Annotated in this window: 8 protein-coding genes and 1 pseudogene; 1 reads left to right on the forward strand and 8 read right to left on the reverse strand. The window is 61.7% G+C overall.

The window, feature by feature from the left end; genetic code table 11:
- Positions 1–170: 170 nt before the first annotated feature.
- The 5 genes and pseudogenes from AC0ZJQ_RS15840 to AC0ZJQ_RS15860 all read right to left on the reverse strand — a co-directional run bounded on the left by AC0ZJQ_RS15840 (position 171) and on the right by AC0ZJQ_RS15860 (position 8,678).
- Positions 171–1,082 carry a restriction endonuclease gene (locus AC0ZJQ_RS15840; protein ID WP_314017895.1) on the reverse strand — a complete coding sequence of 304 codons (912 nt, stop codon included), beginning with the start codon at positions 1,080–1,082 and terminating at the stop codon, positions 171–173.
- A 40-nt stretch (positions 1,083–1,122) separates the two neighbouring features.
- Positions 1,123–4,317, reverse strand: a complete 3,195-nt coding sequence (locus AC0ZJQ_RS15845) for a type I restriction endonuclease subunit R (protein WP_476476903.1) — start codon at positions 4,315–4,317, stop codon at positions 1,123–1,125.
- A gap of 40 nt (positions 4,318–4,357) precedes the next feature.
- Complete coding sequence (locus tag AC0ZJQ_RS15850) at positions 4,358–5,380, reverse strand: virulence RhuM family protein/type II toxin-antitoxin system death-on-curing family toxin (RefSeq protein ID WP_237262522.1); 1,023 nt, start codon at positions 5,378–5,380, stop codon at positions 4,358–4,360.
- On the reverse strand, positions 5,381–6,697 hold the full coding sequence (locus AC0ZJQ_RS15855; protein ID WP_237262523.1) for a restriction endonuclease subunit S: 1,317 nt from the start codon (positions 6,695–6,697) through the stop codon (positions 5,381–5,383).
- Positions 6,694–8,678: pseudogene (locus AC0ZJQ_RS15860) on the reverse strand (type I restriction-modification system subunit M). The gene AC0ZJQ_RS15855 and the pseudogene AC0ZJQ_RS15860 overlap by 4 nt, the downstream one beginning before the upstream one ends.
- Positions 8,679–8,941: 263 nt before the next feature.
- Here AC0ZJQ_RS15860 and AC0ZJQ_RS15865 point away from each other — a divergent pair.
- On the forward strand, positions 8,942–9,556 hold the full coding sequence (locus AC0ZJQ_RS15865; RefSeq protein WP_237262525.1) for a LysE family translocator: 615 nt from the start codon (positions 8,942–8,944) through the stop codon (positions 9,554–9,556).
- A 190-nt stretch (positions 9,557–9,746) separates the two neighbouring features.
- On the opposite strand, the gene malK is transcribed toward AC0ZJQ_RS15865, so the two are convergent.
- The 3 genes from malK to AC0ZJQ_RS15880 all read right to left on the reverse strand — a co-directional run bounded on the left by malK (position 9,747) and on the right by AC0ZJQ_RS15880 (position 13,268).
- A complete protein-coding gene (gene malK, locus AC0ZJQ_RS15870; RefSeq protein WP_237262526.1) occupies positions 9,747–10,862 on the reverse strand; it encodes a maltose/maltodextrin ABC transporter ATP-binding protein MalK in 1,116 nt (371 codons plus the stop codon).
- Positions 10,863–10,943: 81 nt separating this feature from the next.
- Positions 10,944–12,572: an alpha-glucosidase gene (locus tag AC0ZJQ_RS15875; protein WP_476476904.1), complete on the reverse strand. Its 1,629-nt coding sequence runs from the start codon at positions 12,570–12,572 to the stop codon at positions 10,944–10,946.
- 147 nt (positions 12,573–12,719) lie between these two features.
- Positions 12,720–13,268 carry a sugar O-acetyltransferase gene (locus tag AC0ZJQ_RS15880; RefSeq protein ID WP_314017904.1) on the reverse strand — a complete coding sequence of 183 codons (549 nt, stop codon included), beginning with the start codon at positions 13,266–13,268 and terminating at the stop codon, positions 12,720–12,722.
- Positions 13,269–13,288: the final 20 nt, after the last annotated feature.

Consider the following 13,288-nt stretch of genomic DNA (forward strand, 5'->3'; position numbering starts at 1 on the left):
CTTGAGATTCTCGGGGCTTTTTCTTTGCGCTGTCGAAAGACGGTCGAAGGTTCTCAGCAAACAGTCCTGCGCTTTTACCTCGATACGCGCCTGAATCTCTATTGGCATTGCTCGCGGCTCTGGGCCGCACACTAGTCACGTGAGCGTTGGTCCTCACAGCGCAGGCGTAGTCACTCCTCGGAAAAGTAGTCGCTGTCGATCTGCTTGACCTCATACACCTGCTTCACGCTCACGCCGAGGTTGTGTTCGACCATCAGGCGGGCGAGCTCGATGCCGTCGATCAGCACGACCTTGATATCCAGACCGAGCGCCGCATCCTTCGCGCCAGTAGAAAAGTCCGAGGTGGTGATGAATACGCCCTTGCGCGCTCGCTTTCGCGTCAGTGCGCCGATGAACTTGTCGATCTCCGGGCGGTGCACGGTGTTGGCCCAGCGTTTGGCTTGCAGGTAGATCACATCCAACCCGAGCTTGTCTTCCTTGATGATGCCGTCGATACCATCGTCGTTGGTGAGCTGGGTCGCTTTGCCGGCCTCCTTTCGCGAACCGCCGTAGCCCATGGCGATCATCAGATCGACCACCACCTGCTCGAAGAAGCTCGGCGTAGCAGCCCGCACCTGCGCCAGCAGTTCGTCTGCCAGGGATTGCTGCAACGCCTGATAGGCTTCGGCCAACTGCTCATCCGGCGTGGTTTCGGCCAGATCGCTGCCTACAACGACGGCGGCATCTGGCACCTGAGGTTTAGCCGTATGGAAATCGGCGAACTCCGGAAACTGCTTCAGCCAGCTCACGGTGATTCGCACCGGGCCACTGGCAAGCGCCTCCCGCCCCCGGTCGGTTATCTGCACCATTCCCTTGCTCGGAATCGTCAGCAGGCCAGCCTTGTTCAGATAGGTTCTGGCCCAGCCCACCCGGTTGTTGATCACGGTCTGATTCCCCGAAGGCAGCCGTTCCTTGCGCTCTTCTTCCGTTAGCTGGAATACATCGGCGATGCGCACACGCAGGGCGCTGAGCGGCAACGGCACGCCGTCGCCAACCGCCTGCAGCACCGGTCGCATGACACTTTGAAAATCCGGAATTGCCATCCTGTGCATTTCTCCTAAGCGCTGTGCAGTTGAAAGGAACTCACAAACCGGCCGACGGACGATCCCCGCCAGTCAGCGCCTTCAGCATTTTGTAGATCACCAGCACAAACGCTCGACTCTTGGTCTCGTTATCCAGCACGCCCAACGACATCTTTTCGTTGTCGGTGATGGCATCCAGCACGGTATCGATTACCCGTTTGGGCAGCAGCCCGTGCATCACTTGATCGATCGAGTGGTTGTTCACCTGCGCCATCAAATCATCCTGGCGCGAGAGACGTTCAGTGATGCCCGCAGCAAAATGAAGCTGGTCGTCATCGTGTGTGTCCGCACCGAAAATTTCGTTGAGCGCCTCGATGATCTCTGACAGGCGCTTCTTCTCCGGATCGTGTGGCTTGCCACTGCCCACATCGCTGCCAGGCTTGAGCGTGTAGTCACCGCCCTCCTCGCTAAGACGCAGCTGGTGTTCGGCGCGCTTGCTCAGCCGGTAGTGAGTCAACTGCAGCTCGCCGACGTCCACGTCGTCCTGTTGCAGGCGGTCGACGCGCAGCAGCGGGTGCAGGTGCTTGGCGAATACGCAGAGCTGCTCCAGTTCGCGATCCTCGTAGGGGACGATCTGCGAAAGGAATTCGTACAGGCGCACAAAGCTCTGCAGGTTCTTGCGGAACAGATCGAGCTGGTCCACTTGTTCGCCGGCTTCCGTCAGCGCGTGCTCGGCTTTCTTCAGCCCGGCACTGTCGCCGTTGGATTCGGCGGTGCGCTTGTAATCCAGCGCCTGCTGGCGCGATTCGACGCTGAAGGCGTAACGCTTGGCGAAGCGTTCCTTGGCCGGCTGGCAGTAGTAGCTGAGCTTGCTGGCTGCCGCTTTCGGGTCGAAGAAGGCCAGGGCGAACGCCTCGACCTCCTGCCAGTGATAGATCCCTTCTGCATCCAGCTTTTTCTGCAGGTCGTAGATGATCTGCGGGTCGGTGACGTCGCTCAGCTCGGCCTTGGTGTAGTACGGCAGGAAGGCGTCGAGGATGTCCTGCGGCTCGTTGAAGAAGTCGAGGATGAAGGTCTGCTTGGCCGGGAAAGTGCGGTTCAGCCGCGACAGCGTCTGCACGCAATCCACGCCCTGCAGTTTCTTGTCCACGTACATGGCGCACAGCTTGGGCTGGTCGAAGCCGGTCTGGTACTTGTTGGCGGCGATCATCACGTTGAAGTCCTGGGTGTCGAACGCCTCGGCCAAATCGCGGCCATTCAGGCCGGCGTTGAGCAGGCTGCTGCTTTCCGTCACTTCCTCGGGGATCACCTCATCCGGCAATACGCTGCCGGAGAACGCAACTAGCGGGTGCACATCGGCGTAGCCCATCTGCTGCACGTAGGCCTTCACCGCCAACTGGTAGCGCACCGCCTCCTGGCGGCTGCTGGTCACCACCATCGCCTTGGCCTGGCCACCGAGCAGGTGGCGGATGTTGGCGCGGAAGTGCTCGACGATGATCTCGACCTTCTTGTCGATGTTGTACGGATGCAGCCGCACCCAGCGCGCCAGCTTCATGCGTGCCTTCTTCGAGTCCACCTCGTCGTCTTCGCCGTCCGGGTGGGCGATCTTCCAGGCGGTGCTGTAGGTGGTGTAGTTCTGCAGCACATCGAGGATGAAGCCTTCCTCGATGGCCTGGCGCATGGAATACAGATGGAAGGCTTCGGGCTTGTTGCTGCCGCTTGGTGGCAGCGTCGGGTCGGGCACGCGGCCGAACAGCTCCAGAGTCTTTGCCTTGGGCGTGGCGGTGAAGGCGTAGTAGCTGATGCGCTCGTTCGGCTGGCGCGCCTGTACGGCGGCGTCCAGCAGGTCTTCGGCGCTGATTTCCTCGGCATCTAACGCATCGCTGCCAAGAATCTGCTTCAGTTTGCTGGCCGAGGAGCCGGTCTGCGAGGAATGTGCCTCGTCGGCGATCACCGCATAGCGCCCCGAGGCGAGCTTGGGGTATTTCTCCAGCGCATCGAACAGCGCCGGGAAGGTCTGGATGGTGACGATGATGATGCGCGTCTGCTCGGCCAGCGCCTCGGCCAGCTGCTCGGACTTGCTCTGGTTGCCGACGTCGCGGGTGATCGGCCGCACCACGCCCTGGGCGTGCTCGAACTGGTAGATGGTGTTCTGCAACTGGCTATCCAGCACGGTGCGGTCGGTGACCACGATCACCGAACTGAACAGCCGCTGGCCGTCATCGCTGTACATCGAGGCGAGCTGGTGAGCGGTCCAGGCGATGGAGTTGGACTTGCCGGAACCGGCGCTGTGCTGGATCAGGTAACGCTTGCCCGGCCCTTCGGCGTGGGTGGTCTGGATCAGTTGGTTGACCACATCCCACTGGTGGTAGCGCGGGAAGATCATCGTTTCTCTGGTGGTCAGCGTGCCGTCGAAGCCCTCGCTGGTCTTCTTGTCCAGATGCAGGAAGCGTCCGAGCACCTTGAGCCAGGCATCCGGCTGGAACAATTGCCGCCACAGGTAGCCGGTGGCGTACTGGCTGTCGTCGGGCGGCGGTGGGTTGCCCGCGCCGCCTTCCGCGCTGCCGAGGTTGAACGGCAGGAAGAAGGTGTCCTTGCCATCCAGTTTGGTGGTCATCGCCACCTCGTTCTGGCCGACCGCGAAATGCACTAACGCGCCGCGCTTGAAAGTAAGTAGCGGCTCGGGCTTGCGCGTCAGCGGGTCTTTCACCGGGCGGTCGTAGCGGTACTGGCGCTTGGCGTTTTCCACCGACTGCTTGAATTCGCTTTTCAGCTCCAGCGTCGCGGTAGGGATGCCGTTGACGAACAGCACCAGATCCAGCCGTGGGTTGTAGCTCTGCCCGCCCGCACCGGCTTCGCGCGCATGGGGCGAATAGGACACCTCCGGCACCACGCGCAGGCGGTTGCACCCGTAGCGCTTGAGGGTGTCCGGGTTCATGCCGTGGTCAGGCTTGAAGCTGCACAGCTCCACCTTCACCGCCGGCAGCTTGAAGCCATGGCGCAGCACATCCAGCGTGCCGCTCTGCTCCAGCTCGCGCACCAGCTTCTGAACCAGCACCTCGTCCGGGTTGTTCGGGTTGGCCTTGGCGAACTTGTCCCAACGCTCCGGCCAGGCGTCCTTGAAGTAACCGAGAAAGTCCTCGGTATACAGTGCCGTGCGCCGGTCATAGCCGCTGGCCGGGCCGGTGAGCCAGCCTTGGGCGACCATGGCGGTGATGATGTCTTGTTGAAACTGGACTTCCCGGCTATCCGCCATAACACTCTCTGCTCCTTGCTCGGCAATGTGCGTGTTGTTTTTACAGCGGCCTCAGCAGCACGAAATGCTCCACCAGACGCACCATCAATTCTTTCTGCTCAGGCAGGCTCTCGGCCACCAACAGCGCCAGAGCTACCAGCATGTTGTCGTTTATCAATTGCTCCACCGGCCGCGCCAGCAGGTGCTGGTTCAGTTGCAGATACCAGAGAAACAAAAACGAACCACTGCGCTTGTTGCCATCGGCCAGCGGGTGATTCTTGATGACGAAATACAGCAGATGCGCCGCGCGGCTGGCCACGTTGGGGTAGAACCATTCATCGGCAAAGCCCTGCTCGATGGTGGCAATGGCCGAGGCCAGGCCATCGCCGCGCAGTTGGCCGAACAGCTCAGTCGCCTCGCCCTTGGCGATCAGCGTGGCCTTCAACTGCGCGATGGCCGCCAACACATCGTCCATGGCCAGGGCGCGCATGTCGGTCTGACGTGCGCTCTGCTCCTGCAGGCTTTGCTCATCGTAGCCCTGCAGCAGGCTCCAGCTGCGGGCGTAGTCGCCGATCACCTGCAGCACCGCTCGGCCCTGATCGTTGACCAGTTGCTGGTTGGCCAGGGTGCGCGACAACAGGCTCACCGCCTGCTCAAACTCGATACCGCGCTCCGCCAGTCGACGTTGATTGAGGGTGTAGCCTTCGACCAGATGCTGCTTGAGCACGCCGGTCGCCCACTGACGGAACTGGGTTGCCCGTGCCGAACTTACCCGGTAACCCACCGAGATGATGGCATCGAGGTTGAAGTACTCGACCTGATAGGTTTTGCCATCCGCGGCAGTTGTTGCTTTTTTTGCAACAACTGCCTCGCGCTGCAACTCGTTGCTGTCAAAGATGTTTTTCAGGTGCCGCGAGATCACCGACTTGTCCCGCCCAAACAGCTCGGTCAATTGCTGCAGACTCAGCCAGACGGTTTCGTGCTCCAGCGCGACCTGCAGCTGCGCCTGACCATCGGCGGAGGTAAATAGCTGAATCTGCTGGGCCATGGCCGGCTGGTAGGGCGCTTCCTGGCTGTCCGCCATTTATACGGCCTCGGCTACGGCTGGTTCGGGGGCTTGGGTGCTGGCCGCTGGCTGCCAGCCGCGTACGTCGATCTTGCCGGTGACGGCGGCGGAGATTAGGGCGGAGCGGCGTTCTAACAACAAAGACTTGGACTCTCCGGCCACAGAAATTAAACGGTCTAATTGGTGGCAGGCGCGGTCTAAGTGGCTATTGATTTCAAGCTGCTCGCTTGCGGGAGGCCATGCAAAAACCATCTCTGATGCTGCAGCGATATTGAAGTGTTGCTGGATAGCCCCAGAGGAACCTTCGGAGAACTGCCTCAACGCCGCATCACTGTTCAAATACCAAAAAATGAAAGTTGAGCAGCCCTGCAAAGGCTTTCTAATCACAATCAGATCAATGCAATTTGCTCCATTAAATTCTTTAGGGACTATTGCTGCTGTCCCCGGCTGACCTGACCGTACTGCAACAATGTCGCCTTCAAATATCTTGGATTTCGCATGCAGCTCATTGGATTCTTCTGAAAGATAAACAAGGTTTTCAGTTACCACTACGCCTGGCTTTACGTTCAAGGATCGAAGAGCCGGAACACCATCATCTACATAGTACTTCGATGGTTCGACGACGATCCCAACGGTTATGGATGGAACCAGATGCTTAAGCCGTTTCACTTGCCAATGCGCAGGCACCTCACCCAGCCACTCCACGCCGGAGTCTTTCATTGGCACCGTCGGGTCGAGGCCTTTGGTGACGGCGTGGGAGATCACAGCCTGGCGCTTTTCCTTGAGCAGTTCGATCAGGCGCTGCTGCTCTTCGATCAGCGCGTCAATGCGGGCGGTTTCGTGGCCAAGGAAACGGGCGATTTGAGTTTGTTCATCATAATCAGGCAACGGTATACGAAGCGCGGCCCACATTTCGTAGTTGAAGCTCGCGATTGATACTCCATAGCCCACGAGATCCCGTGTAGCTACATCTAAAGCGGACCTCATAAATTTTCGATCTACGCCAGGCATGAGGCTGACGCGCTGAACTACGTTTGAGTAAATGGCCCCCTCGCTTGGAAGATGAACATACGGAGTTCCGTTTCTTGTAAGCAGCAGGTCATTTGCCCCAGTTCTTTTTCTGGCTGGAAAATCTTTATAGTCAGAGAGCAGTGGTTGCTTGGCGCATGTATAAAGAAGCTCTGATCCGTCACCCCAGAAATTCTTATCAATCACCTCGCCGGCATTATTTTCAAATATCACGTACGGAAGCCGAGTCACGTCCCAATGACTCGGAATGTCTCCAAGGGATTCGATCCCAGAGTCCTTGTATTGCGGATAGGCAGGAAAACTCATGCCGACAGCTCCTCGATCATCTGCTTGATGCGGTCGGTACAAGCTTTCAGGTCGCGGTCGATCTCGGCCAGCGGGCGCGGCGGCTGGAACACATAGAAGTGCCGATTGAAGGGTATCTCGAAGCCGACCACACCGACCTCGCCGTCCTGCGCGTCCGTCTTGCTTTCGTCGATCCAGGCATCCGGCACATGGGGTTTTACTTCACGCTCAAAGTAGTCGTACACCGATTCACCCAGCGGCACGTTCTCGTTGTCGCGCAGGCCGGTATCGGCTTCCGGCTGGCCTTTGACCATGCAGATATCCGCCTCTGGGTCGCGCTCGCTCAGGGCATTGAGGATGGCCTTCAGCTCCGGTGTGCTGGGCGATACATCGTGGGCGCTGAGCGCCTTTTTCAGCAGCTTGCTGAACTGCTCGCGGTTGCGGTGCAGCTGGCTTTCGTCCATGGCTTGCAGGGCTTCGAGCAGGCGCTGGCGGACCAGGGCTTCCATCCTCTCGATGGCTTTTTCTTCCAGCACCTTGGCAATGCGCTCGGCGCTGGTCTGGAAGTTCAGGCGCAGCGGGCGTTCGACGGTGATACGGCGGTAGCCGAAGGCTTCGATGGGGAAGATCTTGCTTTGCGGGGTGGCCTCGAAGCGGCCATACAGGCGCACCAGCTCGCTGATTTGATCCTCGGTGATGTACTGGCGCTTACTGCCCAGCGACTTGCGCATCTTGGCGTAGTGTTGGCTGCCGTCGATCAGCTGCACCTTGCCCTGGCGCGCAGCGGCCTTGTGGTTGGAGAGAATCCACACGTAGGTGGCGATGCCGGTGTTGTAAAACATGTCCGCCGGCAACGCGACGATGGCTTCGACCAGATCGTTCTGCAGCAGGTAGCGGCGAATCTCCGACTCGCCCGAACCGGCGCCGCCGGTGAACAGCGGCGAACCGTTGAGGATGATGCCGATGCGCGAGCCGCCTTCACGCGGGTCACGCATCTTGCTGACCAGGTGCAACAGGAACAGCAGCGAACCATCGGACACGCGCGGTAGGCCGGGGCCGAAGCGGCCGTCGAAGCCCTTGTGGCTGTGCTCGTCGGTGATCTGCTTCTGCACCTTCTTCCATTCCACGCCGAACGGCGGGTTGCTGAGCATGAAGTCGAAGTGGTACTCGGGGCCGACCAGTTGGTCGTTGGACAGGGTATTGCCGAGTTTTATGTTCTCGACCTTCTGCCCCTTGATCAGCATGTCCGCCTTGCAGATGGCGTAGGACTCGGGGTTGAGTTCCTGGCCGTGCAGGGACACGGTGACCTTTTCGCTGATGGACTGGATGTACTCGTCGCCCTCGGAGAGGAAGCCGCCGGTGCCGGCGGTCGGGTCATAGATGGTGACGATGCTGTTGGGCGCGAGCTTGCCGTCCTGCCCGGTGATCACCAGCGAGGTGGTCAGGTGCACGATATCGCGCGGGGTGAAGTGTTCCCCGGCGGTTTCGTTGGAGCTTTCGGCGAACTTGCGGATCAGCTCTTCGAAGATGATGCCCATGCCGAAGTTGCTGATGCGCTCGGGGCTCAGGTCGGTGGCGGCGAAACGCTGCACCACCTGGTACAGCAGGTTGGCGGTTTCCAGCTGCTGGACGAAATCCTCGAAGTGGAAGTGCTCGAAGATCTCGCGGGCGTCCTTGCTGAAGGACTGCACGTACTTCATCAGGTCGTCCGCGGTCTGGGTGTCGGACAGCGTGCCGAGCGTAAGCTCTGATGCGTTGAAAAACTGCAATCCACCTGTCGCGCGCAGCAGGATCATCTCGCGCACGCTGCGGGGCGGCCTTCCTGCGCGAAGGTCTGCTTGATCACCTCATCCTTGGTCGGCGCCAGCACACATTCCATCCGCCGCAGCAGGGTGAACGGCAGGATGATGCGGCCGTACTGGGACTGCTTGAAGTCACCGCGCAGCAGGTCGGCAATCGACCAGAGAAAGGCGGCCGTCTGGGAATGGTTTTCCGTGTTCACGCAACAGCTCCAAGGGGGATCGGCAAAAGCCGTTACTTTACCCCCGCTGGGCGTCACAAGGTGAGGTCGATGCAGGCGCTCTCCCCTGTCGGCATCGCGCTGCCCGATGGGGGCGACACGCAACAGCAGCCAGCCTCTCGGGGAGTGCTGTTTCAATGCCTCTCCAACCCGTCCATACGCAGTTCAATCAGCGCCCAGCCTGGGTAGCTTCGATGAATGCTCTATGCTGGTTCGTTCCAGCCGCCCCGTAGCAAGGAGTCTCTATGCCCAGCCTCGAATACCTGATTACCTGTCTGGTTGTCGTGCTGATACCCGGCGCAGGGGTGATCTATACGGTTTCGACGGCGCTGATGCACGGCCGCCGCGCCGGTATTCTGGCCGCGACTGCCTGTACGCTCGGGATTCTGCCGCATCTGCTGGCAACCATTCTCGGTGTCGCGGCGATCCTGCATTCCAGCGCGCTGGTGTTCGAGACTCTGCGTTATGCCGGTGCCGCTTACCTGCTCTATCTCGCCTACGCGACCTGGCGTGACCGTTCCGCGCTGGCGGTGGGCGGCGATAGTGAACCACTCAGGGTTCGGTCGCTGGTTGCCAAGGCGCTGTTGGTCAATCTGCTGAACCCGAAACTGACCATTTTCTTCTTGGCCTTCCTGCCGCAATTTATCCGGCCGGGCGCGGGTGACGAGCTTGGACAGCTGCTCGGCCTCAGCGCGACTTTCATGCTGATGACGTTCGCCATCTTTACGGTCTACAGCCTGCTGGCGCATGCCTTTCGCAAGGCGGTCATCGAGTCGCAGCGCGTTCAGGCCTGGTTGCGCCGGGGCTTCGCGGCATCATTCGCCGGTCTCGGTGTGAACCTGGCCTTGGCCGATAGATGAATTCCCAGGCCTTTGACGCGCCGAGCAAACGCACACGGAAATGGTTCCAGCGTCAACGGATCAGGCGGACCGTGCCGCTCTGTATGGCGTAGGCACGGAGCAGCCTGAACGAGCCGATTTGCCGCGCTCGATCAGGCGCAATAAAGCTGCCTAGTTCAACCCTGCCGCCAGTTCAACCGGGCGGATTCAGTCATCCATAAATCGCTGGCTCCCGATAATGCCGGGCACAGGCCTCGCCGTTTTCGCGGAACAGGTGGCACTTGTCGGCCTTGAGGCCGGCGGCAAAGGTTTCGCCTTCGGTGACGCGCAGGTTCCCGTCGACGCAGAGGGTGATGACGTCCTGCAGGCGTTCGAGCGTGAGGTACAGCAGGTTGTACTGGCCCAGACGCTCGGCGACGGTGATCTGGCCGTGGAAGGTGAAATCGGCCTGATCCGGCATGACGAAGTGCTCAGGACGGATGCCGAGGGTGAGCGAGTCGCCAGCGCTGACGGCGCTGCCGTCCACCGGCAGGGTCAGGGGGTAGCCGCTGGGCAGTTCGATGGTGACCGCCTCGGGGCTGGCGGAGATGGCCCGCACCTCGACGAAGTTCATCTGCGGCGAGCCGAGGAAGCCGGCGACGAAGCGGTTTTTCGGGTAGTGATAAAGGTGCAGCGGCTGACCGACCTGGGCGATCTCGCCGGCGTTGAGCACGACGATCTTGTCGGCCAGGGTCATGGCTTCGACCTGGTCGTGGGTCACGTAGATCATGGTCGAGCGGATGCGCTGGTGCAGGCGGGCAATCTCGATGCGCATCTGCACGCGGAGGAAGGCGTCGAGGTTCGACAGCGGTTCGTCGAAGAGGAACACCTTCGGCTCGCGGACCATGGTGCGGCCGATGGCGACGCGCTGGCGCTGGCCACCAGACAGATCCTTGGGCTTACGTTCGAGCAGCTTGTCGAGTTGCAGGATCGCCGCGGCCGCATCGACGCGACGCTTGATCTCCTGTTTGTCGACGTGGGCGAGCTTAAGGCCGAAGGCCATGTTCTCGGCCACGGTCATGTGCGGATAGAGGGCGTAGGACTGGAAGACCATGCCTACCGAACGATCCTTGGGTGGCAGGTCGTTGACGCGCTGGTTGTCGATCAGCAGATCGCCCGAGGTGATGTCCTCGAGCCCGGCAATCAGCCGCAGCAGGGTGGACTTGCCGCAGCCGGAGGGGCCGACGAAGACGACGAACTCGCCGTCCTCGATATCCAGGTCGATATGCCGGGTGATCGGCGTACCGTCGTAGCTCTTGCAGATGTCGCGCAGCGTGACACTGGCCATCGTTGTTGTTCTCCGTTGCTGTCGCCAAGCTCTCGTTATCTGGCGAAGCGGTGGGCCAACCCCACCGCTGCCGACGCTCCCTCAACCCGCGAGCCGCACATAGCCGAAGCCGTGCGCCGGTAGCCGCGCCCAGTGACCGTCGTATTCGGCGAAGCTGGCCGGTACACCCACCAGCGGCACCGCCTGCGCCGGCAGCTCGTAGCTGCGTGGCAGGTCGCCGAGGTTGAACAGGCACAGCCAGGCTTGCTCGCCCAGCCGCCGCTCGAACACCAGCAAGGCGTCGTCATGGTAGACCATGCGGATGTCGCCCTCGATCAGCAGGCGTTGCTCGCGCCGCCAGCCAAGGAAGCGCCGGTAGCAGTTGAGCATCGAATGCGGGTCGGCATCCTGCGCGGCCACCGACAGCGAGCGGTGCGAGTCGTCCACCGGTAGCCACGGCTGGCTGCCGGTGAAGCCGGCGTGGTGCGCCTCGCTCTCCCACGGCATCGGCGTGCGGCAGCCGTCGCGGCCCTTGAATTCCGGCCAGAAGGTAATGCCGTACGGATCGACCAGATCCTCGTAGCGCAGTTCCGCTTCCGGCAGGCCCAGCTCCTCGCCCTGATAGAGGCAGACGCTGCCGCGCAGGGACAGCAGCAGCGCCATCAGCACACGACCGCGCTCCGGATCGGGCCGGCCATCGAGCGCCCAGCGGGTCATCACCCGCACCACGTCGTGGTTGCCCATGGACCAGCACGACCAGCCATCGGCCAGTTCACGCTCGATGCCCTCCACCGTGCGGCGGATATAGGCCGGGCTGCACTGTTCGGTGAGCAGATCGAAGGAATAGGCCATGTGCAGCGTGTCGCCGCCGCTGGTGTAGGCAGCCATGGTGCGCAGGGATTCGTCGCAGCCGATCTCGGCCACCGAGGAGGCGCCGGGATAACGCTGCAGCAGCGCACGCAGGCGACGGAGGAATTCCAGGTTCTCCGGCCGCGTCTTGTCGTAGATGTGGCGCTGGTAGGCGTAGGGGTTGTCGATGCGCACGCCGATGCTGCCTTCACGAATCTCGGTGTTCGGCGGGTTGTCGCGCAGTTCGAGGTCGTGGAAGTAGAAGTTGGCGGCATCCAGACGGAAGCCGTCCACGCCGAGCTTGAGCCAGAACTCCATGTCGTCGAGCAACTGATCCTGCACGGCCGGGCAATGGAAATTCAGGTCCGGCTGGCTGGCAAGGAAGTTGTGCAGGTAGTACTGCCGGCGTCGGCTGTCCCAGCTCCAGGCCGGGCCGCCGAACACCGACAGCCAGTTGTTCGGCACGCTGCCGTCAGGTTTGGGATCGGCCCAGACGTACCAGTCGGCCTTGTCGTTGTCGCGGCTGGAGCGACTCTCGACGAACCAGGGGTGCTGGTCCGAGGAATGGTTGAGCACCTGGTCGATCAGCACGCGCATGCCGCGTTCGTGGCAGGCCTCGACCAGCCGGACGAAGTCGTCCAGGGTGCCGAACAGCGGATCGACGCCGCGGTAGTCGGCCACGTCGTAGCCGAAATCCTTCATCGGCGAGGTGAAGAACGGCGACAGCCAGATGGCGTCGACGTTGAGGCTGGCGATGTAGTCCAGCTTGTGCAGCACGCCGGGCAGGTCGCCCACGCCATCGCCGTTGCTGTCGAAGAAGCTGCGCGGGTAGACCTGATAGATCACCCCGCCGCGCCACCAGTTCTGAAGTTGCTCGGACATACCACGTACCTTGAGTGAGCGTGAAGACGGGGTCACTCTAGGTGCGGCAAGCGGTCGCAACATCCTCCGGCGGCGGGCGTACGCAGGCGTAACAGGCGGGCGTAGCTGGCCTGCCGAGCGAGGGCGTAGAGCGGCCCAGCGAGCCGGTCAGCGCACCCGCGCCGGGTTGCCGACCACGGTGGCGCCGGGCGGCACGTCGCGGGTGACCACGCTGCCGGCACCGATCACCGCATCGTCGCCCACCGTCACACCCGGGAGGATGATCGCCCCGCCACCGACCCAGACGTTGCGACCGATATGGATCGGCCGACCGAACTCCACGCCCGAACGACGCGCCTCGGGCTCACGCGGATGGTCGGCGGTGTAGAGCTGCACCGCCGGCCCGATCTGCGCGCCGGCGCCGATGTGCACCTCGACCACATCGAGAATCACACAGTTGAAATTGAGAAAGGCGCCTTCGCCCAGGTGGATGTTGTAGCCGTAGTCGCAGTGGAACGGCGGACGGATCACCGCGCCGGCACCGACCGAGGCCAACCGCTCGGCCAGCAGCGCCCGGCGCTCGTCCGGCGAGGCTACCAGCGCTGCGTTGTAGCGCACCATCCAGGCCTTGGCCGCGGCCTGATCGGCAAGAATTTCCGGGTCGCCGGGGTGGTACAGCTCGCCGGCCAGCATCTTCTGTTTTTCGCTCATCGTCATCGCGGTGCCTCCATCAGCAA

This window comes from Stutzerimonas sp. 21-1, assembly GCF_056336065.1.